At 60.2% G+C, this 21,812-nt stretch carries 19 protein-coding genes; 11 read left to right on the top strand and 8 right to left on the bottom strand.

Annotation, left to right across the window (positions count from 1 at the left end; genetic code table 11):
* Positions 1-144: 144 nt before the first annotated feature.
* The 3 genes from NW834_RS00310 to cphA all read right to left on the bottom strand — a co-directional run bounded on the left by NW834_RS00310 (position 145) and on the right by cphA (position 4,385).
* Positions 145-999 carry a prepilin peptidase gene (locus NW834_RS00310; RefSeq protein ID WP_414426182.1) on the bottom strand — a complete coding sequence of 285 codons (855 nt, stop codon included), beginning with the start codon at positions 997-999 and terminating at the stop codon, positions 145-147.
* Between the two features lie 136 nt (positions 1,000-1,135).
* Positions 1,136-1,336 carry a hypothetical protein gene (locus NW834_RS00305; RefSeq protein ID WP_414330572.1) on the bottom strand — a complete coding sequence of 67 codons (201 nt, stop codon included), beginning with the start codon at positions 1,334-1,336 and terminating at the stop codon, positions 1,136-1,138.
* Between the two features lie 352 nt (positions 1,337-1,688).
* On the bottom strand, positions 1,689-4,385 hold the full coding sequence (gene cphA, locus NW834_RS00300; protein ID WP_414343096.1) for a cyanophycin synthetase: 2,697 nt from the start codon (positions 4,383-4,385) through the stop codon (positions 1,689-1,691).
* 257 nt (positions 4,386-4,642) lie between these two features.
* Here cphA and NW834_RS00295 point away from each other — a divergent pair, with 257 nt between their 5' ends.
* Together NW834_RS00295 and NW834_RS00290 are read left to right on the top strand one after the other, a co-directional pair.
* Positions 4,643-6,919: a ComEC/Rec2 family competence protein gene (locus tag NW834_RS00295; protein WP_414419055.1), complete on the top strand. Its 2,277-nt coding sequence runs from the start codon at positions 4,643-4,645 to the stop codon at positions 6,917-6,919.
* A gap of 170 nt (positions 6,920-7,089) precedes the next feature.
* Positions 7,090-7,722: a 4Fe-4S single cluster domain-containing protein gene (locus NW834_RS00290; protein ID WP_414330282.1), complete on the top strand. Its 633-nt coding sequence runs from the start codon at positions 7,090-7,092 to the stop codon at positions 7,720-7,722.
* 19 nt (positions 7,723-7,741) lie between these two features.
* On the opposite strand, the gene NW834_RS00285 is transcribed toward NW834_RS00290, so the two are convergent.
* A complete protein-coding gene (locus NW834_RS00285; protein ID WP_414330279.1) occupies positions 7,742-8,017 on the bottom strand; it encodes a hypothetical protein in 276 nt (91 codons plus the stop codon).
* 248 nt (positions 8,018-8,265) lie between these two features.
* On the opposite strand from NW834_RS00285, the gene NW834_RS00280 reads away from it, so the two are divergent.
* From NW834_RS00280 to NW834_RS00270, 3 genes are all read left to right on the top strand, one after another.
* Positions 8,266-9,069, top strand: a complete 804-nt coding sequence (locus tag NW834_RS00280; protein ID WP_414413669.1) for a prohibitin family protein — start codon at positions 8,266-8,268, stop codon at positions 9,067-9,069.
* Between the two features lie 80 nt (positions 9,070-9,149).
* Positions 9,150-10,088 carry a prohibitin family protein gene (locus NW834_RS00275; RefSeq protein WP_414328732.1) on the top strand — a complete coding sequence of 313 codons (939 nt, stop codon included), beginning with the start codon at positions 9,150-9,152 and terminating at the stop codon, positions 10,086-10,088.
* A 193-nt stretch (positions 10,089-10,281) separates the two neighbouring features.
* Positions 10,282-11,307: an HD-GYP domain-containing protein gene (locus tag NW834_RS00270; RefSeq protein WP_414328730.1), complete on the top strand. Its 1,026-nt coding sequence runs from the start codon at positions 10,282-10,284 to the stop codon at positions 11,305-11,307.
* On the opposite strand, the gene NW834_RS00265 is transcribed toward NW834_RS00270, so the two are convergent.
* Positions 11,285-11,977 carry a ComF family protein gene (locus NW834_RS00265; RefSeq protein WP_414328728.1) on the bottom strand — a complete coding sequence of 231 codons (693 nt, stop codon included), beginning with the start codon at positions 11,975-11,977 and terminating at the stop codon, positions 11,285-11,287. The two genes, NW834_RS00270 and NW834_RS00265, sit on opposite strands and share 23 nt — an antisense overlap.
* Before the next feature lie 204 nt (positions 11,978-12,181).
* Between NW834_RS00265 and rpsL the strand changes: the two genes are divergently transcribed.
* From rpsL to dapB, 6 genes are all read left to right on the top strand, one after another.
* On the top strand, positions 12,182-12,589 hold the full coding sequence (rpsL, locus tag NW834_RS00260) for a 30S ribosomal protein S12 (RefSeq protein WP_414349901.1): 408 nt from the start codon (positions 12,182-12,184) through the stop codon (positions 12,587-12,589).
* Positions 12,590-12,672: 83 nt separating this feature from the next.
* Complete coding sequence (rpsG, locus tag NW834_RS00255; protein WP_011432554.1) at positions 12,673-13,143, top strand: 30S ribosomal protein S7; 471 nt, start codon at positions 12,673-12,675, stop codon at positions 13,141-13,143.
* Between the two features lie 153 nt (positions 13,144-13,296).
* A complete protein-coding gene (gene fusA, locus NW834_RS00250) occupies positions 13,297-15,420 on the top strand; it encodes an elongation factor G (RefSeq protein WP_011432555.1) in 2,124 nt (707 codons plus the stop codon).
* Between the two features lie 31 nt (positions 15,421-15,451).
* The gene (gene tuf, locus NW834_RS00245; protein ID WP_414413642.1) at positions 15,452-16,681 is read left to right on the top strand and encodes an elongation factor Tu; all 1,230 of its coding nucleotides are present in this window, start codon (positions 15,452-15,454) and stop codon (positions 16,679-16,681) included.
* A 124-nt stretch (positions 16,682-16,805) separates the two neighbouring features.
* Positions 16,806-17,123 carry a 30S ribosomal protein S10 gene (gene rpsJ / locus NW834_RS00240; RefSeq protein WP_414328725.1) on the top strand — a complete coding sequence of 106 codons (318 nt, stop codon included), beginning with the start codon at positions 16,806-16,808 and terminating at the stop codon, positions 17,121-17,123.
* A 121-nt stretch (positions 17,124-17,244) separates the two neighbouring features.
* Positions 17,245-18,105, top strand: coding sequence for a 4-hydroxy-tetrahydrodipicolinate reductase (dapB, locus tag NW834_RS00235; protein WP_414419077.1), 861 nt, complete (start codon positions 17,245-17,247; stop codon positions 18,103-18,105).
* On the opposite strand, the gene NW834_RS00230 is transcribed toward dapB, so the two are convergent.
* The 3 genes from NW834_RS00230 to NW834_RS00220 all read right to left on the bottom strand — a co-directional run bounded on the left by NW834_RS00230 (position 18,102) and on the right by NW834_RS00220 (position 21,803).
* Positions 18,102-19,019, bottom strand: coding sequence for a methylenetetrahydrofolate reductase (locus NW834_RS00230; protein ID WP_414419056.1), 918 nt, complete (start codon positions 19,017-19,019; stop codon positions 18,102-18,104). The two genes, dapB and NW834_RS00230, sit on opposite strands and share 4 nt — an antisense overlap.
* A 77-nt stretch (positions 19,020-19,096) precedes the next feature.
* Positions 19,097-20,617 (bottom strand): hypothetical protein, encoded by a 1,521-nt coding sequence (locus NW834_RS00225; protein ID WP_414419057.1) that lies wholly within the window; start codon positions 20,615-20,617, stop codon positions 19,097-19,099.
* 316 nt (positions 20,618-20,933) lie between these two features.
* Positions 20,934-21,803, bottom strand: coding sequence for a DUF2993 domain-containing protein (locus NW834_RS00220; protein WP_414415692.1), 870 nt, complete (start codon positions 21,801-21,803; stop codon positions 20,934-20,936).
* Positions 21,804-21,812 lie beyond the last annotated feature (9 nt).

The raw sequence follows: 21,812 nt of genomic DNA, 5'->3' as shown, positions 1-21,812 counted from the left end.
CTGAAGGCTATGCGGTTGATTTAGCGGTTCCGGATTTGAGCTTGGTAGGAGGTTTTCGATATTTTAATCTCATTCTTTTTCCCGATCAGTTTGAAGTCATAGATCCCGAAACATGAAGTATCCAATGTTGAATGGACGTTCCCTCTACCCCACCAATCCGGCCCAGCGTAGGTAGCCCTCCACCAGTTGGGATCCGGCCAGAGCCGCCACCCCTCCACCCAAGGCCAGGTAGGGGCCAAAGGGGATGGGTTTTCCCAAGCGGGCTTGCCCCAATCCCATAGCCAGCAGGCTGCCCACCAGGCCAAGCCCGCAGCCCAAGATCAGGGTGACCGCCACCCCCTGCCAGCCCAACCACATGCCGATCAGGGCCAACAGCTTGCCATCTCCCCCGCCCATAGCCTCCCGCCCCAAGACCCAACGGGCCAAGAGGCCAATGCCCTCCAGCAGCCAGAGGCCCAGCACAGCTCCCGCAATCCCTTCCACCAGTGACAGGCCTGTAGCGGCCAGGGATCCGGATCCCTGGAGCCACGGCAGAGCCAGGCGGGCCAAAAGCCCCACCACCAGGCCTGAACGGGTCAGCTCCTCCGGCAGCAAAAAGGTATCCAGATCGATGAGCGCCAGGGCCAACAGCCAGCTCAACAAGATGCAGGTGAGGATCCCTTGGGCAGAAAACCCCAAAGCGCCGATGCTGAGGGCAAACAGGCCCATTGTCAACGCCTCAACGGCAGGGTAGCGCCAGCTAATCTGCGCTCCACAATGGCGGCAGCGACCGCGCAGCAACAACCAGCCCAGGATGGGAATGTTCTCCGTCGGGCCCAGCGGCGTCTTGCAGCTTGGACAATGGGATCCGGGATGGAGCAGAGAAAGACCCTGCGGCAGACGATAGACCACCACATTTAAGAAGCTGCCCACACAGGCCCCCAACACCAGCACCAGCACCCAGCCCAGTAGGCGCAGCTCCCAGGTGCCGTTCGCATCAGCGTTGCTCAGCCACATCATGCTCAGCCACATCATGTGAGCGTTGTGCAGTAGGGGAGAATCTCGAGCATGGCAGCCATTCCCATCGCGTCGGCAGGACGGAGTCCCTAAAGGCAGAAAAAGGAAGGATCTGCTCTGTCAGCGCCGACCTCGTGCCTCACCGCAGCGGCTCCAATTGCTGCAGCGGAATAAAAGTTTCCTGGGGCAGCAGGATGGGGAACTCGGAAAAGATCAGATCCCCTCGCAGGGTACGGCGGTGAATAACTACCCCCCGCGGAGGTTGCTCCAGCACTTCCGGTCGATGCTGCAGATGAAATTGATAAATCTGGCGAGCCGCTTGAAGCAGAGCGCTGTCCATGAGCTGTTTTCCTACCTTGCCAAGTTCACGACTACCCTAACGACCTTCCCATTGTGTCAGCGAGACGGAGTCCTTGCTCGTTAGCGGGATAGGATCCTCAAGCCCTTTTGGGTCCCTGACGTCCTCAGGCTTTTTTTGGAGATGCTTAGGGCCCCTTGAAAGCCGGGGATCCCTCAAGCCGAACACCTGCTTCTTTCTAAGAGAAGAGACAAACTGCCCTGCCCCCGCCAAGCCTAAACCTAGGATATCGCTGCCGAGAACTCATGGGTCATCTCCACCCACTCAATATCGCAATACCTGTCCGAAGAACGGAAGCAACTGATGGAGTACTGGGGAGTTGTCGACAGCCGTCCTAAGATGGCTTGCCGTCAGGGCTGGGGGAGATCAAATCTGGGCCGATGCTGTAGGAGGAGCCACGGTAACTGGGTTTGGGATTGAGCTTGTCTTGAAAGCGGGTGATGATCTGGATGGTGCGCTGTACATCCGCCGGAAAGATCACCACCAGGTCTCCGGGTTCGGCTTTCTCCAGAGCGGTTTCGATAGCAGTTGCCTCATCCAAGATTTCCTGCAGACGATCCCCTGCCTTTTCCTGTTCCCAACCCTGCCGGATTAGGGCGGCCACCTCGCCTGGTTCCCGTCCTCGCCGGTCATCATCTTCTTTGACAATGGCTCGGTCGAACATGCGCGCTGCCAAGACTCCCAGCTCTCGTAGGTCGCTGTTGCGCCGATCCCCAGGCCCGCCGATAACCCCAATTTTTCGTTGGCAATCCCAGCGCTCTAGGGTACTTTGAATGGCTTCGTAACCTGCCGGGTTGTGGGCATAGTCCACCAACACCTGGTAGCCCCCTACATCAAACAAGTTGAGGCGACCGGGGGTCTGGGCTACAGAACTGGTGAAGGTGCCCAGCGCCATGCGGATGTCGTCGATGGAAACCCCGTGCAGGAAGGCTGCCAAAGTAGCGGCCAGCACATTTTGGATCATGAAGCTGGCCTTGCCAGAGAGGGTGAGGGGAATTTTGGTTACATCTTCTATGCGCAGTTTCCAGCCCCGTTTCAAAATGGAGATGTGGCCCTCTTCATAGACAGCTGCTATGCCCCCGGAAGCAATGTGCTTTTGAATGAGGGGATTTTCCGGGTTCATGCTGAAATAGGCCACTGTCGCCTTGACATTGGCGGCCATGGCTGCCACCAGACCATCATCGGCATTCAGGACGGCGTAGCCCCGCTCGTGTACCGCTTCCACCAAGACGGATTTGACGCGGGCCATGTCTTCTAGGGTTTCGATATCCCCCAACCCCAGGTGATCTGAGGTTACGTTGAGCACCACGCCAATATCGCATTCCGGAAACCCCAGCCCCTCTCGCAAAATGCCGCCTCGCGCCGTTTCCAGCACCGCCACTTCTACAGTGGGATCCCTGAGCACCAGGCGGGCGCTGTGGGGGCCGGTCATGTCTCCCTTGGCAATTTGATGGTTTTGGATGTAAACGCCGTCGGTGGTGGTGAAGCCGACCCGCTTGCCGATGCCTTTGAGGATGTGGGCGATCAGGCGGGTGGTGGTGGTTTTGCCGTTGGTGCCGGTGACGGCCAGGATGGGGATGCGGGTGTGGCTGCCGGGGGGAAAGAGCATGTCGATGATGGGCTCAGCCACATTGCGCGGGATCCCTTCGCTGGGGGCCAGGTGCATGCGCAAACCCGGAGAAGCGTTCACCTCGACAATGCCGCCACCGGTTTCGTTGACGGGCTGGGCAATGTCCGGGCAGATGAGGTCGATGCCCGCCACATCCAGGCCGATGATCTGAGCTGCCCGTTCGGCAATGAAGGCGTTGTAGGGATGGATGATATCGGTGCAATCGACGGCGATGCCTCCGGTGCTCAGGTTGGCGGTGGATTTGAGGGTGCAATGTTCTCCTTTGGGCAGCACCGTATCCAGGGTGTAGCCTTTGCTTTCGAGGATACGCAGGGTCATGTCATCAACGCTAATTTGGGTCAGCACGTTTTCGTGGCCAAACCCCCGCCGCGGATCCCTGTTGACTTCGTCAATCAGCTCTTGAATGGTGGAGCGGCCATCTCCCACCACATAGGCTGGGATCCGCTTGGCCACAGCCACCAGCTTGTTGTTGATCACCAGCAGTCGGTAGTCATCCCCCACCAGGTGCTTTTCCACCAACACCACATCGGAGTATTGGCTGGCGGCATCGTAGGCGATCTCGGCGGCTTCCAGGCTGGTGATGTTGACGGTGATGCCCTTGCCGTGGTTGGCGTTAAGGGGCTTGATCACCACCGGAAAGCCCCCGACATCCTCGATGGTGGCTGCCAACTCGCTGCGGCGACGCACCGTATAGCCCTTGGGCACCGGGATCCCCATGTCCTGCAGCAGTTCTTTGGTGGCCCGCTTGTCGGCGGCCAGGTCGGCGGCAATGATGCTGGTTTTTTCAGTGGTGGTGGCTTCGATGCGCTTTTGGTAGACGCCGTACCCCAGTTGCACCAGGGATCCCTTGTTGAGGCGCAGATAGGGGATCCCGCGCAGGGCGGCCTCGTCCAGCAAAGCTTGGGTGCTGGGGCCGAAGCGGACGTTCTCTCGGATCTCTCGCAACTCTTGAATGTCCAGTTCTAGGTCGCGGCGGTAGTCTTCTCCGTCCACCAAAGCCTGACAGAGGTAGACTGCAGCTTTGGCCGCAAAGCGCCCGGCCTCTGCCTCTTGATACTCGAACACCACGTTGTAGGTGCCGGGGGTGGAGGTTTCGCGGGTGCGGCCAAAATCCACTTTCATGCCGGCCAGAGTCTGCAGTTCCAAGGCCACATGCTCCACCACATGGCCCATGAGGGTGCCCTCTTCCACCCGTTGCAAGAATCCCCCATAGCAGCCGCGGGAGCACTGGTGTTCCCACAGTCCCGGCAACAGGGCCTCCAACCTTTCTTTGAAACCCGGGATGGTGTTGGTGGGTCGCTCCTGCAAGTCTTCCAGATCAAGCCGCATTTGAATCAGCTTATGACGACGGATGCTCCAGTAGTTGGGGCCACTGAGAACGCGGATGGATCGGATGCGCATAGGGTCTAGGGGAAACAGCGGGGAAGGGGACAGATAACTTAGGGTCGTTTTAGGGTCGTTTTCAGGATGCCGGCGCAGGAAACTGCCAAGGACTACATCCCGCTGGCGCGACCAGCCCTAATCTACACTCCCTTTGCCAAGGTCGAGAAAGAGTATCCTTTAATACAATTCTTTCGGCAGGCGAGCAAGGTTAAGACAACGCAATGGATCCCGCTTGACCACATCGGTACAGTGGGGGGCAGACGGGTCTGCGGCACATGGAAAGAACCTATCTGCTGGGGTTGGGCTGGATCTTGGGCCTGCTGGTGCGGGCTTGGCCCCAGGCTGCCGGGTGGGGCTGGGGGATCCTGCTGGGATTGGGGCTGGCGGGATCCCTGCTGTGCCGGCGGCAACCGCGTCTGGCCCGCACTTGGCTGGCGATGGGTCTGGTGGGGTGTCTGGCTTGGAATTACCTGGGTTGGCGGCAGCCTTTTCCCGGGCCGACGGATATCAGCCTGTTGGCCCCCCAGCAGCAGATGAACTTGGTGGGCACCGTCCTCTCGGAACCTCGTCCCACCCGCAGCGAACGGCGGCAATTTTGGCTGAGAGCAGAGCAGGTGCTCAACGCCGACTCCACGGCCCGCCAGGTCAGCGGCAAGCTCTACGTCACCACCGGCCCTGAGGCCCTCCAGGACAAGGATCTCCACCCCAACCAACGGGTGCGCCTGACGGGATCCCTGTACCTGCCCAGTCCGGCCTTGAACCCGGGCAGCTTTGATTTTCAAGCCTACCTGCAGCGCCAGGGGGCTTTTGCCGGCTTCAGCGCCCGTGAGGTGATCCTGCAGCCGGGGGGAAGAGGTTGGGGGGGCTGGGTGTTGCGGCGGCGGGTGCGAGAGGCGTTCGTTGCTGGATTGGGGGAGCGGCAGGGGAATCTGTTGGCTTCCTTGGTGCTGGGATCCCGGGCCGCCCAATTGGATTTCGACTTGCAGGATGCCTTCCGGGAAATCGGCATGGCCCATGCGCTGGCCGCCTCTGGGTTCCATGTGTCGCTGTTGGTGGGGGTGGTGTTTGTCCTGACACGGCGGTTGGCGGTGCGCCTGCAGCAGGGGAGCATCCTGGCGGTGCTGGGGCTTTATACCGCCCTCACGGGGTTCAGCCCTTCGGTGTTGCGAGCGGCACTGATGGGGGCGGCGGCCATGCTGGTGCTGACGGAGCCGCGCCTGGAAGGAAAGGTGAAGCTCAATCCCCTGGGGACGCTACTGGTGGCGGCAGTTTTGCTCTTAATCTACGAGCCGCTGTGGATTACAGACCTGGGGTTTCAGCTCAGCTTTGCCGCCACCCTGGGCCTGCTGGTCGGAACAGCCCCAATTGTTTCCCGGCTGGACTTTTTGCCTCCGGCTGTGGCCACCGCCTTGGCCGTTCCGCTGGCAGCCCAGATCTGGACCTTGCCGCTGCAAGTGGCCATCTTTGGCCGCATCCCCACCTACTCGCTGCTGGCCAACCCGCTGCTGCTGATTCTGCTGGTGCCGCTGCTGGTGGCGGGGTTCGGGGTGGCGTTTGGGGCTTTGCTCTGGCCGGGGCTGGGATCCCTGCTGGCCCGGCCCTTGACGTTTTTGATCACGCCTTTAATCAACTGGGTGAACTGGATGGCCAGCTGGCCTCTGAGTTCCTACTACACCGGCCGGGTCTCCCTGCTCCAGTGCCTGCTCCTCTACGGGGCGCTGGTGGCCCTAACCTTTTGGCCGCGGTGGCGACAGGCCTTCCGCTGGCAGGGCACAGCCCTGATCATGGCCGCCATCCTCCTGGGTCCAAGGATGTGGCCGGGGCCGCCGGTCCAAATTACCGCCTTGGCCAGTGGACGAATTCCCATCCTGGCCATTCAAGCGGAAGGGCGCCACCTCTTGCTCAACAGCGGGGATCCCCGTTTGGCAGAACGCACGGTGTTGCCCTTTTTGCGGCAGCAGGGCTTGCACCGTCTGGACGGGGCGGTGGCCATGACCTCCGCCGGCTCTGCCAATGGCGGCTGGGAGATCCTGCTGTCGGCTTTCTCCAAAGGAGTACGTCCCGCCAACGCGATTGGGCAATTCTGGGATGGGGGAGGGGCTAATGCGGCTTCCGAAAGTTACCTGCGTTCCCTTAGTGCCGTGCAAGCTGCCCAGATCCCCTATCAGGTGCTGCAGCCAGGCGATCGGATGCCTTTCTCGGAGCGGCTGCGGCTGCAAGCTGTCTACACCAATCCCCTGGTGTTGACACTGGAGGCTGAGGGATCCCATTGGCTGCTGCTGGGCTCTGCCGGCACCCATGTGCAAGCCGAGCTAACCGGATCCCCGCTGATGCCGGCCCAGATCGACTGGCTGTGGTGGGACGGGGGATCCCTGATTTTGGATCTCCTGGAGCGCTTTCAGGTGCAGGCGGGCATTAGCTCTGGCCCTGTCAGCGAAGCAGTGACTGCCTGGTTTCGGCAAAAACAACGGCCCCTCTACGTAGCCGATCGAGCTGGAGCGGTGAGCTGGTCGCGACGGGGAGTGCAAACCCTGAGGGCGCAATTGGAGTAGGGCCGGTTTCCAGACCAGGCAGCTTTCTCAGCAGCCTCCCAGTTATCCTGTTTTTGCAACTACGAGCCTCAATCGTTCTCAAGCGTTAATTATTGATTCATGACTGCCTTATGAGCATAGCTGCCAATTAGGCTAAGAATAGCCTCAAGAGGTTTTGCAGCGGGTGATCCATGTCCAAGGCAGAGATGGCGCTGAGCTTTCTGGCCCAGATTCCTCCCGGCTATCTCAACCTGATGGGGTATGTGGACGAGTCGGAAGTGAATGGGCCGGGCTGCCGTGCGGTGGTGTGGGTGCAGGGCTGCTTGCGGGAGTGCCCAGGCTGTTTCAACCCGGCTTCCTGGCCGTTTGTCATCCATCAACTGGTGAGCGTGACCGACCTAGCAGCCCAAATCCTAAGCAACCCCAAAAATCAAGGGGTAACCTTCTCCGGCGGGGAACCCTTCTGGCAGGCTCCTGCCCTGGCCAGCTTGGCGCGGCTTCTCAAGGCCAAAGGGCTGACAGTGATGTCTTTTACCGGCTTTACCCTAGAACAGTTGCACTCCCCCCAAGCTCCTCCCGGCGCCCAGGAGCTGCTGCAAGAGCTGGATATTTTAGTGGACGGCCCCTATCTCCAATCTCAGGCCATTCACTCCCCCCACTCGCTGGTCTCTTCCCGCAACCAGCGGGTGCACGTCTTCAACCCCGCCTTGCAAAACCAGCTTAATTGGGCCAGTGACCAGGTGGAAATTCATATCCTCAAAGATGGAACCCGCATCGTTACCGGCTACGGCAGCCAGTTTCTCCTCGACGAGGCAGGCTCTTGAACTGCAGTGATCCTTTATCCTACACCTGCAGCGGTTCCCTGAGACAAGCGGGCAGTTGCCAGCACATCTCCAGCCAGTTTTTTAGCTCTTCCGGTTGGCCCATGAGGCTCATTTCCACCAGCAAAATGGCGGCCCGGTCGGCGGCGCCTTTGGATCCGAGACGAATTAGGGCAGACAGGCTCTCTTCCCGCCAGCAGATGGATACCCCCTGCCGGATCAAGGCCTGGGCGGCAGCGGGAATGCATGAGGGTGGCACCTGGATGTCTCGCCGCTCGTAGTCGACAGTAGGTAGCATGAACGGCAACCCAAATCTTTATTATGTTTTAATCTTCTTCCCTTTTCGCCTGTCCGTCACGGGTCTTTGCAAAGTATGAAGTGATCTTTTGTGAACTTTGTAGAGAACTCGACATCGTTGAGAACAGTGGGTAAGCAAGCGCGGGATCTCTCGCGGGATCCCTGGAGAAAACTTAAAAGATAGCGGCGATTTCTCAGCCTCATTTCCCCACAGCCGCGAGAATGGCTGCATGCGCAGGAGATGGGGAGATGCGAGCAGAAGGTTGGGAGAGGCGGGTTGGTCGCTGGTTGCCCAAGGCCACCCTTGCCGGAGCCGTATTGATCCTAGTGGCGATGGGCAGGCCGCTGCGACTGGTGGGCAACGGAGAAAATATGGTGGTGTTCACCTGGGGAGGGGGGGTGAGCCCGATGGCTTTGCAGCCAGGTCTGCATTGGGTGCCGCCTTTTGTCTCGCGCACGGTTACCTTCGATGTAAAAACGCAGGCCCTCACCTGGAAGGACAACGACCCGACTGCCTACGCGCCGCGGCTGGTGGCCCTTTCTCAGGATGGGCAGCAGATTGCGGCTGAGGCGACGCTGCAGTTTCGCATTGTGGACGCCCCCAAGGTCTATACGCAACTGGGGGAAAATTACCTGGATCGCATCGCCCCCATCGTCCGGTCGGTCATTCTGAATGAGACCAGCGGCTTTTCCGCCCAGGCTCTGTATTCTACCGAGCGTCCGCTGCTCCAGGGCCAAATCCGCGAACGGGTGGCTCTTCTGCTGAAGGAATACGGCATCGAGGTTTTGGATTTTCTGCTGCGGGATGTGGATTTCGATCCTGATTTCGTAGCGGCCATTGAGGCAAAGACCATTGCCGAAAATCAACTGGCGCAAAAGCAATTTGAGATCGAGCAGGCCCGCCAAGATGCCCGCGCCATCATTTCTCAAGCTGAGGCAGAAGCCGGTCAATTGAGAGCCAAAGCACAGGCCCTCACCCAAAATCCGCAGTACCTAGAGGTGGTCAAAGCCGCGGTACTGGGATCCCGTCTGGAAACTTTGATCACCAAATAACTCAACAGGAAATCAATCCTTTTAGCCTGTCCCCAATTTCCTCAGCTCTTCTCACCGACCCTAAAACGGGAGCAGCCGCCATGTATCCAACAGGAGAAGCACCCCACAGCAGAGCCGGTTGGCTAACCGCGGGAGGGATCGCCGTCTTGGCGGCCCTGGGAGTGCTCCGCGCTTGCCTGTACGTCACTTTGCCCGGACATGCCACTGTAGTTTTCAATACCTTTTCCGGGTTGCAGAAGGGGCGGGTGGAACTGCCAGGGGCCATCTTCCGGATCCCAGGGATCGAGACGCCGATCACCTACACCGTGCTCACCCGCGTTTGGGAGTTTACCAACGACCCCGCCTCGGCCAATGCCATCAGCAACGCCATCACCGTGAACACCGCCGATGGGCAAGCCTTTGCCATCGATGTAGCCATTGCCCTCAAGCCCAACCTCGCCACTTTGGACGAGCTGCACGCCAACATCGGCGAGAACTATCTTTCCACGGTGGTGGTGCCGGTGGTGCGCTCCAAAATCCGGGATATCTCCGCCTCTTTCAATTCGGAAGACTTTTACCGGAAAAGCCAGCGGGCTGCCATCGAACAACGAGCGCTGGACTTGATTCGCCAAGAGATGCCCACTGTCAACCGCGATGGCCAAACCCTGCCTCTGGTGCAGGTGGAGGGCCTGTTTCTGGGCAACCCCGATTTCCCACAAGCCTTAAGAGACTCGATTGAACGCAAACAGGTGGCCTCGATTACAGCACAAACGGCGGCAGTGCGGGCGCAAATTCAGGAAAAAGAGACCGAGCGGCTGCTGATCTTGGCGGCGGCCAACCAGCGGGCCATTGAGCTGAAAGGACAAGCGGCAGCGCAGAACGCGCAACTGGCGGATCTGCTGTTCTACGAGAAGCTGCAAGAGCGCATCCAAAACCCGACGGGCTCGCTGCCCCCTTTGCGCATCATCCGCGTCGAGGGAGATGCCACCGTGTTTCTCAATGTGGATCCCCATCAGGCAGCCCTGCAAAGAGGGCAGTAGGTTCAGCAAAGTTGCGGAGTACAGTCTTAAAAACCTGGGTGTAGAGTGTGTCTAGATACGAGGGCTGAGGGATGCCGTTTGAGTTCGTTGACATCCTACCGCCAGGGGTCTGGGCTGGGATCCCTCGTAGAGTTGCGCCGAATCCAACTCAGGGGGAAAGCTCGTACTCGATGCAAGGCTAGGTTTTACCGCCATGAACTCCCGCCTGACTCACACCCCCTTTCCCCGTCTAAACCCGAAGCTGGCGGAGGCGGATCATGTTTTGGTGGTGGACGATCAGGCCAGCAGCCGCCTCTACATCGGTGAGCTGTTGCGGTCGGCCCACTTCCGCGTGAGCGAGGCCACCAACGGCGAAGAGGCTTTGGAGGCTGTGGAGCGGCTTCGGCCAGACTTGGTGCTGTTGGATGTGCTGATGCCGAACATGAGCGGGTTTGATGTCTGCCGACAACTGAAAGCCAATGAGCTGACCCGCCTGATCCCCGTTGTGCTGATTACAGCCCTGACCGACCGCTCCAATCGCCTGATGGGGATGCAGGTGGGGGCCGACGACATTTTGACCAAGCCCTTCGATCACGTGGAGCTGCTGGCGCGGGTACGCTCATCCATCCACCAAAAGCGCTTGAACGAAGACCTGGATCACGCTGCCAGGGTGTTGTTTGCCATTGCCCGCGCTGTGGAGAGCCGGGATCCCACCACGGGTGACCATTGCGAACGCTTGGTGGCCATGGGGGAACAGTTTGGCCGTTACTTGGGGCTGTCTCGTCAACAGATCAAGGCCCTGCGCTGGGGCGGCTACCTGCACGACATCGGCAAAGTCGGGATCCCGGATGCGATTTTGTGCAAGCAGGGCAAGCATACCCCGGAAGAATGGGAGATCATGAAATCCCATGTGTTGATTGGCGAAGACATTTGTCGGGGCTTGCGCACCATGCAGGATGTGCTGCCGATCATCCGCCACCACCACGAGCGTTGGGATGGCAGCGGCTACCCGGATGGGCTGGCAGGCGAAGAGATCCCTCTGTTGGCCCGCGTCTTTCAGGTGATCGACATCTTCGACGCTCTGATCTCCCCTCGCCCCTACAAACCGGCCCTGACCGCCGAACAGGCCCTGGAAGTGCTGCGGGAGGAAACCCGCAAGGGCTGGCGGGATCCGAACTTGGTGCGCGAGTTTTGTGACTTTATGTTTGTTACGGCCTTTAATCTGCTGGAGGCGGGATAGGGGCTAGGGTTCCGGGCCAGGCTGGACAGGCAGCTTTTGGGGTTTGGGCGACGACAACTACTCCGGCCACCGGGATCCCGGCAGCGGCCAACACCTGCTGGGCGGCTTGAACGGTAGAGCCGGTGGTGTAGATGTCATCCACCAGCAACACCGGTGTGGCCGGAACTTGTTTCAGGGCAAAGGCCCCGGCCAAGTTGTGCTGTCGTTGCAGCGGGTTGAGCTCATGTTGAGCCGCTGTGGCCCGCACCCGCACCAGAGCCTCAGGCCAATGTCTCAGACCTGTCCGCTGGCAAAAGGCTTGGCTGATCAAGGCGGCTTGGTTGTAGCCCCGCTGCCGCAGCCGCTCTGCATGCAGAGGGATGGGCACCACCGTGTAGGCCCCAGGGGAGCCTAAAGAGGTGGACTGGCTTTCGACCCAACGGGATCCCAGCCATTCTCCCAAAACCGAGCCAATGCGCCGTTGTCCTTCGTACTTCAGGCAATAGATGGCCCTGCGCAGCGCCCCCCGGTGGATCCCCCAGGCGTAAAGTGGCCAAGGCGAGGTGGTGACTGGCCAAGTGGCAAGGCGCTCCGCCTGCAACCGCCTTTGACAGTCTTGACAGAACACGGCCTTGGCAGGGCGCCGGCAAAGCGGACATGGAGGCACAATCCACCAATCTAACCAGCCCATCGTCTGCTAGGGATCCTTTCTGGTGTGCAGAGTCTCCTAAAAAGCTGAGGCAAGGGGGGAACGAGGCCGAAATTCAGACTCGGCCAGGCTAACAGCCCAGCAGTCCATCCCCAAGTTGACGCTGGGATCCCGCCTTGCTAGGATTCAATATCGCCGGATAATTCAACCGGATAAAATTTAAGCCGTGACCTTCTCTGCCAGCCCATGCCCACCATTCAGCAACTGATCCGTGAGGAGCGCAGCGTTGCCGCTCGCAAAACCAAGTCCCCTGCCCTGAAGGCTTGTCCACAGCGGCGGGGGGTTTGCACCCGAGTGTACACGACAACGCCCAAAAAGCCCAACTCGGCCCTGAGAAAAGTGGCTCGCGTTCGCCTCACTTCCGGCTTTGAGGTCACTGCCTACATTCCTGGCATCGGCCACAACCTGCAGGAGCACTCTGTGGTCCTGATTCGCGGTGGGCGGGTTAAGGATTTGCCCGGCGTGCGTTACCACATTATCCGGGGCACCCTCGACGCTGCAGGGGTCAAAGACCGCAAACAAGGCCGCTCCAAATACGGGGCGAAACGGCCCAAGCCGGGCCAAGCTCCAGCCGCCGCTGGCAAGAAAAAATAGCTTTGCCCTCACCCTCAACCCTCCATATCCCACTCGTCATCTTTCTTTCTGCCATCCCCATCTGAACAAGCAACCCAGCTCCTATGTCTCGCCGCAACCGTGCCCCTCGTCGTGATGTGCCCCCGGATCCCAAGTATGGGAGCCGTCTGGTTACCATGCTGATCCGCAAGTTGATGATGAGGGGTAAGGCATCCCTGGCTGCCAGGATCCTCTATGAAGCTCTGGACATTGTGCGGGAGCGCACTGGCCAAGACCCACTGCCCTTGCTGGAAAATGCTGTTCGCAACGCCACCCCACTGGTGGAGGTGAAAGCCCGCCGGGTGGGCGGAGCCACTTATCAGGTGCCTGTGGAGGTGAGAGGAGAACGGGGCACTTCCCTAGCGCTGCGCTGGTTGGTGACCTTTTCGCGCACTCGTCCAGGTCGCACCATGGCCGCCAAGTTGGCCAATGAGCTGATCGATGCAGCCAACGAAACCGGCAGCGCCATTCGACGGCGGGAAGAGGTGCATCGCATGGCCGAGGCCAACAAGGCCTTTGCCCACTACCGCTACTGAACTAGCCTGGCGGAGCAGTGGAGACTTTTGCGATCCCTGTTCTGCCCAGCCCGAGTTCCAGCGAGGTGGAGAAAAATCGGCAAAAAAGATTAGAATTGTAAAGGATTTTTTAGTTTGCCCAAGTCGCAGGGCGACGAGGATTGGGAGGTTGACGTGGCACGCACAGTTCCCCTAGAACGAGTCCGAAACATCGGCATCGCGGCTCACATCGATGCTGGCAAGACCACGACCACAGAGCGGATTCTCTTCTACTCCGGTCTGGTACACAAAATTGGCGAAGTTCACGACGGAACTGCGGTCACCGATTGGATGGCCCAGGAGCGGGAGCGGGGCATCACCATCACCGCTGCGGCCATCACCACCCGTTGGACTAAGCGGGATCCCGCAAATCCTTCCCAGCCCCTCTCCGGCGCACCGGAGTACACCATCAACATCATCGATACTCCTGGGCACGTCGATTTCACCATTGAAGTTGAGCGCTCCATGCGGGTGCTGGATGGGGTGATCGCCGTCTTTGACTCGGTGGGCGGCGTGCAGCCTCAGTCTGAGACCGTCTGGCGGCAAGCCAATCGTTACAATGTGCCCCGCATTGCCTTCGTCAACAAAATGGATCGCATGGGGGCCAATTTCCTCAAGGTTTACAACCAGATCCGGGAGCGCCTCAAGGCCAATGCCGTGCCCATCCAACTGCCCATCGGTGCCGAAGACGGGTTTTGCGGCATTGTTGACTTGGTGCGGATGCAAGCCCGCATTTATATGGATGAGATCGGCAAAGACATTCGTCCGGCCCCCATCCCTGAGGAGATGAAAGATCTCGTGGCGGAGTATCGGGCCAAGCTGGTGGAAGCAGTGGCCGAGACGGACGAAGCTCTGATGGAAAAGTACTTCGCCGAAGAAGATCTGAGCGAAGCCGACTTGATGGCGGGTCTGCGCAAAGGCACGATCAGCGGCCAAATTGTGCCCATGCTGTGTGGCTCTGCCTTCAAGAACAAGGGAGTCCAGATGCTGCTGGATGCGGTGGTGGATTACCTGCCCTCGCCTGTGGATATTCCGGCCATCAAGGGGGTGCTGCCGGATGGCTCAGAAGTGTCCCGCCGTGCCAGCGACGATGAGCCCTTCTCCGCCCTGGCCTTCAAGTTGATGAGTGATAAGTACGGGGATCTCACCTTTATTCGCGTCTACTCGGGGGTGTTGACCAAAGGTACTTATGTGCTCAACTCCACCAAGAACAAGAAGGAGCGAATTTCGCGGTTGGTGGTGCTGAAGGCCGATGAACGCTTGGACGTGGATGAGCTGCGGGCAGGAGATCTGGGAGCTGTGGTGGGCCTCAAGGACACCACCACCGGAGACACCCTCTGCGACGAAAATGCGCCGGTGATCCTGGAGTCTCTGTTTATCCCAGAGCCGGTGATCTCAGTAGCGGTAGAACCCAAAACCAAAGCCGATATCGATAAGCTCTCCAAGGCCCTGCAGGCCCTGGCCAAGGAGGATCCCACCTTCCGCGTGTCTGTGGATCCCGAGACCAATCAAACCATCATCTCTGGGATGGGCGAGCTGCACCTGGAGATCTTGGTGGATCGGATGCTGCGGGAGTTCAACGTAGAAGCCAATGTTGGTAACCCACAGGTGGCCTACCGCGAAACCATTCGCAAGCCGGTTAGCCGCGTGGAAGGCAAGTTTGTTCGCCAGAGTGGTGGCCGCGGCCAGTACGGCCATGTGGTTATCGACCTAGAGCCGGCGGAGCCGGGTACAGGATTTGAGTTCGTTTCCAAGATTGTGGGTGGCGTTGTGCCCAAAGAATACATTGGGCCAGCCGAGCAAGGGATCCGAGAAGCCTGCGAATCCGGTGTGCTGGCGGGCTATCCCTTGATCGACATCCGCGCCACCCTGGTGGATGGCTCCTACCACGAGGTGGACTCCAGCGAAATGGCCTTCAAGATCGCCGGTTCGATGGCTCTGAAGGAGGCTGCTCGCAGGGCAAGCCCTACCCTGCTGGAGCCGATGATGAAGGTCGAGGTGGAAGTCCCTGAAGCCTTTGTGGGGGATGTCATCGGGGACATCAACGCCCGCCGCGGCCAGATGGAGGGGATGAATACAGAAGGCGGCATTACCAAAGTCAATGCCAAGGTTCCGTTGGCGGAGATGTTTGGCTATGCCACCGACATTCGCTCCAAAACCCAGGGTCGAGGCACCTTCACGATGGAGTTCAGCCACTACGAGGAAGTTCCTCGCAGTATCGCCGAAGCCATCATTGCCAAAAACAAAGGAAATGAGTAGCTGACTGAAACCAAAAAGGAAGTGACGATTCATGGCACGCGCTAAGTTTGAACGCACCAAACCCCATGTCAACGTTGGCACCATCGGCCATGTTGACCACGGCAAGACCACCCTGACGGCTGCCATCACCACCACCTTGGCTGCTTTGGGTCAGGCTACAGCCAAGCGGTACGATGAAATCGACGCAGCGCCAGAGGAAAAAGCTCGCGGCATTACCATCAACACCGCCCACGTCGAGTATCAGACTGCCAACCGTCACTACGCCCACGTGGATTGTCCCGGCCACGCCGACTACGTGAAGAACATGATCACAGGCGCGGCTCAGATGGATGGGGCCATCTTGGTGGTGTCTGCAGCTGATGGTCCCATGCCCCAAACACGGGAGCACATCCTGTTGGCCCGTCAGGTAGGGGTGCCCAGCTTGGTGGTCTTTCTGAACAAGGCAGACATGGTGGACGATCCAGAGCTGCTGGAGTTGGTGGAGCTGGAAGTGCGGGAGCTTCTCTCCAAATACGACTTCCCCGGCGACGACGTTCCCATCATCAGAGGATCGGCGCTGAAAGCCCTAGAAAGAATGACCGCCAACCCCAAAACCCAGCGGGGCGAAGATCCTTGGGTGGACAAAATTTATGAGCTGATGGATGCGGTGGACTCCTACATTCCCACGCCTGAGCGGGATGTGGACAAGCCCTTCCTGATGGCTGTGGAGGATGTCTTCTCGATTACTGGTCGGGGCACGGTGGCCACGGGCCGGATCGAGCGGGGCCGCATCAAAGTGGGCGAAACGGTGGAATTGGTGGGCCTGCGGGAAACTCGCTCCACCACTGTTACTGGCCTGGAAATGTTCCAAAAAACCCTCGATGAGGGGATCGCCGGCGACAACGTTGGTGTGCTGTTGCGGGGCATTCAGAAGAACGAAGTGGAGCGCGGCATGGTGCTGGCCAAGCCCAAGACCATTACTCCTCACACCAGCTTCGAGTCTGAGGTGTATGTCCTCAAGAAAGAGGAAGGAGGTCGCCACACGCCGTTCTTCGCCGGCTATCGTCCTCAGTTCTATGTGCGCACCACCGATGTAACCGGCACCATCTCTTCCTTCACGGCTGATGACGGATCCCAGCCGGAGATGGTGATGCCTGGTGACCGCGTCAGGATGACGGTGGAGCTGATCCAGCCCATCGCCATTGAGCAGGGGATGCGCTTTGCTATCCGCGAGGGTGGCCGTACCGTCGGAGCGGGTGTTGTCTCCAAGATCCTGAAGTAAGCTACTTTTTCTCGGCAGGGATTGAGTGCCGACGGCCCCAGACCAACTCAGTTGCGATAGTGGCGCGGAGCACTTTCCCTGCCAGCTTTTTTGAGTCCCCCTTTTTCTGGATTGCTCTCCGGCCATGCCTACCTTGACTCAACAGAAAATTCGTATCCGCCTGAAGGCTTACGATCATCGGCTGCTGGATACTTCCTGCGACAAAATCGTGGATACGGCTCGTCGTACCGACGCCGTGCCGGTTGGCCCGATTCCTTTGCCTACTCGGCGCCGCATCTACTGTGTGCTGCGCTCCCCCCACACCGACAAGGACTCGCGGGAACATTTTGAAACCCGCACCCACCGGCGCATTATCGACATCTATTCCCCCTCTTCCAAAACCATCGATGCTCTCATGAAGCTGGATCTGCCGGCAGGGGTAGATATCGAGGTGAAGCTGTGATGGATCTGCAGGGATCCCCCGCTTTCGCAGTCATTTCGTAGAGCTTGGATGAGGGCAGCAGCGGGTGACAACATCGGTTGATCCGGTCGATCGCGATAGTGGTGCAGACCCCTCTCAGGGGTTGGCAACTCCAGGAGCGGCCCAATCCCCCATCCCGGTTTTGGTGGTGGGGGCCTTGGGCAAAATGGGGCGAGAGGTGGTGCGAGCCGTTGCCCAGACGCCCGACATGAGGTTGGTGGGGGCGGTGGCCCGCTCTCAACTGGGCTCGGATATTGGCGAGGTGCTGGGCCTGGGATCCCTGGGGGTGGAGATTACCGACGACCTGCCGGGGCAGTTGCTGAGGTTGTCGCAGCGGAGCAACCGCGGCGTGATGGTGGACTTTACCCATCCTCGGTCGGCCTTTGAACATGTTCGCTCGGCCATTGCCTTTGGCGTGCGTCCGGTGGTGGGGACGACGGGCCTGACGCCGGAGCAGGTGGAGCGGCTGCGGGATCTGGCGGACAAGTCGGGTGTGGGCTGTTTAATCGCGCCCAATTTCGCCATCGGCATGATTTTGCTGCAGCAGATGGCGCTGCAGGCGGCCCAGTATTTTGACCATGTCGAGATCATCGAGCTGCACCACAACCGCAAAGCGGATGCCCCCAGCGGCACGGCTCTGCAGACGGCCCAACGGCTGGGGCAATTGGGCAAGGCCTTTAACCCGCCCGTTCGCGACAGCGGGACGGAGTCCTCAGTGGAAGAAAAAGAGCTGATCCCCGGTGCGCGGGGAGGGCTCTCTGGCCCCAACATCCCCATTCACAGCGTTCGTCTGCCGGGGTTGATCGCCCACCAGGAGGTCATCTTTGGTGGGATGGGGCAAACCCTCACGTTGAGACACGACACCACGGATCGGATAGCTTTTATGCCGGGAGTGATCCTGGGGATCCGCAAGGTGCTGCAGCTCAAAGGTTTGGTCTACGGGCTGGAGCAAGTGTTGAGCTAGCCGGTCAGGGGAGGGATCCCGGCCTCATCCAGAATGCGGGGGATGAGGTGCTCGGCTTTGACGGCCATCAGATGCACCCCATGGCAGATCTGGCGGGCCTGACGCACCTGTTCGGCGGCAATGCGGATCCCTTCTTCGAGGGGGTGGGCGGCGTTGGCCAGCCGCTGGATAATCTCGTCTGGGATCTTCACTCCTGGCAGGTTGCGGTTGATAAACTCGGCATTTTTGGCCGACTTGAGCAAAAAGATGCCGGCCAAAATGGGCTTGCCGGCGGGACGGCCCAACTTATCCATGAAGCGCTCCAGTTGCTCAAAGTCGGTGACCATCTGGCTTTGGAAAAATTGGGCTCCGTTTTCCAGCTTGCGGTGGAAGCGCCGCTCCAGGCCGGAAAAGCTGCCCGATTGGGGTTCTACCGCTGCCCCTGCCAACAGATGCGTGCCCCCATCCGGGAGAGGTTTGCCATTGCAATCGAGGCCATTGTTCAGCCGTTGGATAAGCTGCAGCAAGCGCACCGACTCCAGATCGAATACGGGGCGGGCATCGGGGCAATCGCCGATGTGGATGGGATCCCCGGTGAGGGCCAACACATTGCGCAGGCCGAGAGCTGAGGCCCCCAACAGATCCCCCTGGAGGGCCAGGCGGTTGCGATCCCGACAGGCCAACTGCAGGATCGGTTCAACGCCTGCCTGATGCAACAGCAGCGAAGCTGCCAACGGGCTCATGCGGGCCATGGCTCGGTTGGAGTCCGTAATGTTGATGGCATGCACCCGCCCCTTGAGCTGCTGGGCCAAAGACAGCAGGGTGCTGGTGTCGGATCCCTTGGGGGGGGTGATCTCGGCGGTGAGCAGAAATTCCCCCCGCTGGATGGCCTGGGCGAAGCGGGACAGGGGAGGTGATGAGGGGATCAGGGCCACAATTCCTGAAGGAAAGGTAAAACGGCTGGCTTATTATCGACTTTTCCGGGAGGTTTTTCCAGACAGGTCGTCCTTTCTCAAGGCTTGGGCGAGGGAAGGGGGCTGGGCGGGGGCTGCACCCGCATTTCCCCCAGCCATATCTGGGGATCCCCCTGTTGCAGATGCTGCCGCCAATCTTGTGCGGCTGCAGGAGGGATCCCGTCCGGGCTTAAAGTCCAGCTCCAGCCGATCACCTGAGGCCAGCGCTGCGCCTCCAGACCTTCCAGCAGCGGTTGAGAGGTTGCTGAGCCCGGAGCCGGCCCGCGGATCACCACAGGCACTTCCGGGTTGAGGGCCTCAAGGCGGCGGTACAGCGGTTCAAAAGCGGCGGGATCCCCCGTTACCTGTAGGCTCAGCCAGTCCATCCCAGGGAAGTTAGCCCAGGCGGACACGGCCTCTGCATCTTCTCCGTCCAGCTCCACCACCCAGAGCAAATTGGCCGAGGACTCCGTCCCGCTAACGCGAACAGAGCGCAGGGTTTGCATCAGGTGTTGGTAGGCCCGTTGTTGCAGCGAGGACTCCGTCCCACCAAAGGGCTCCCCACCGCTACCGCGAGCGCGTTCGGGATCCCCGTCGCCAACGACGACGGCCAGGATGATGGGGGTGGCAAAGCGCTGGATCCCGCGGGCCCAAGAGCGCAAGGTCTCATCGTGATCCCCATTGGCCAAGGCAGAAAGTTGGGCTGGATCTAGCCGCAGGCGCAGGTAGGGGACTGAGCCGCTTTCCCGCAGGCGACTGGCCAACTGCTGTGGAAAGTCCTGGCGGGGATCCCAGAGGTGATCCACGGCTGCCCAGGCGGGGGGTTGACCGATGGCCTGGCGGTAGGACAAGAGCTGATCCCAAGTGGGAATGCCCGGCCAAGCGACCCCGTGATACAGCCGACCCGGAGGTGGCGGCAGCGGCCTACCCCGCAGAAAGGGGGCGGAATCGGGTGGGATTGGCGAGGTGAGAACAACCTCCAGCCGCAGCGGCGGCAAGACCTCACCGGCAGGGGGATGCGGCAGGGAGAAAGGGAGGATCCAACTGCGCTCCTGGAACTGGCCTCGGATGATCTGCTGAGGGTGAAAGTCCTGGGGAGGTGGCAGCGGTTCCAGCGGGTCTTCCCCCCAGAAAGCCCGTTGGATTACCAAGCGCACCCCTGCGCCGGGGTGGATCAGAGGCGTGGTGGTATCCAGGTGAAAGCTACCCCTGAGGCGGGTGGACGTCTCATTGGGCTCAACCCGGAAGGAGAAGGTGAGCTGGTCAGATCGGTAGGTGCCTGGAGCGGGGGAAGCAGTGGGGGGTGGGGATCCCGGCTGCCATCGGAGGCTCTCGCAGTCGGTGCAGGGGAGAATGGCCTGCGGATGGAGCGAAACGGGAGCCTCGCGGGCGGATTGCAGTTGCTCAGCAGTGATGACAAAACTGGCCCAAAGGTGTTTCAGACGGGGCTCCCGACCAGGCTGAATATCGGAAAAGGATCGGCCTTCGGGAGTGGCCGTCCGCGTGCCGGCAGCCGTGCCGTCCAGAGGCACCGTGGAAACTGGGTCGCCAGCACATCCCCCCAAAAAAACGACCGACAAGATCAGGGGCAGCGCCCAGCAGATTAAGGGTTTGAGTTTGCAGTTGGATGGCTGCCTCTGGGATTCCTGGATCATGGCTTCACCTCAATACACCACTCCTGCCCGGCTACCGAAGGGAGTCGATGCCGCTCTCGTCTTGTGGACGGTGCGGTTCCCGACGGGGCACCAACGCAAACGGCCAGCAAGATCCCTTTCCCTCCGGTTGCTAGAGGGATCTTCCCCCAAAGGCCGGCTCCCCAGGTCTGATCCCGATCACAGCCTTGGCCGCAGCGGAGCCGGCACTGTCCGGACCAAATGCAAGCCATGAAACGCCGGCCTACCCCTGTGGCACTGCCGCCGCTTCCGGGTAGATGACCAACATCCCCTCGTAGAGGATTTGGCCGGGCTGCACCTCCAGGCGGTCAATGCGCACGCCGGGATCCAACTGAATGGGGAAATCGGCCAGGCCGGGGATGGGGATCTCTTGGCCTTCGCTCACCCAGAGGGGATTGACCAGCCGCAACCGGTTGGGGCCTTGGGCTTCTAGGCCGGTCAGCACCGTCACCGGCGCTTCCACCCCTTCCGGAGTGGTCAGGTTAGCCTGGATGCGCAGCCGACCCTGTTCCAGCGTGACCTGAGGCTGGCGGATGAGAAAGGGCACCACTTGGCCCCCAACGGGCAACTGCACCTGGGCCTGGGCCAGTTGGGCTTGGATGAGGGGAGCCTGAAGGGTGCGGTTCAGGTCTTCCTCGGTGAGGCGTAAACTCACCTGCACCGGCACAGGGGCCAATAGCCGCAGCGGGCTCCGTCCCTGGATGGCTTCGCCCACATTGAGGCGAATATCCTGGCCCCGCAGCCGCAGATGGCTGACCTGAAAGCCTTGATAGCTGAGGTTGTCTCCCGACACCTGGGCCTGAGGGATCTGCCCGTTCAAAATCTGGGCGTCGGAGCCGGCAATCTGTACCTGCAGGTTATCGACCCTCTGAACCTCCGAACGGATCCAAGCGGCCACCAAGGGGCTGAGAAGGGATCCGGCAATCTGGGCAAATCCGGGGGGCCAAGGCCAAAACATGGTGGGTAGGCTGAGCAGCAGAGCAAACCCCAGCCGCTGCCCCGCTTGCGAGAGCCGTTGGCGGCGACAGGTTGCCGATTGGGTTTGGAGAGGAGACGGATCTGGACTGGGCCGATGGCAAGACGTGAGCAGCACTGGATACCT

The sequence above is a fragment of the Synechococcus sp. R60.1 genome, from assembly GCF_047461835.1.
Lineage (GTDB): Bacteria > Cyanobacteriota > Cyanobacteriia > Thermostichales > Thermostichaceae > Thermostichus.
This window is presented reverse-complemented; position numbering and strand designations above follow the sequence as displayed.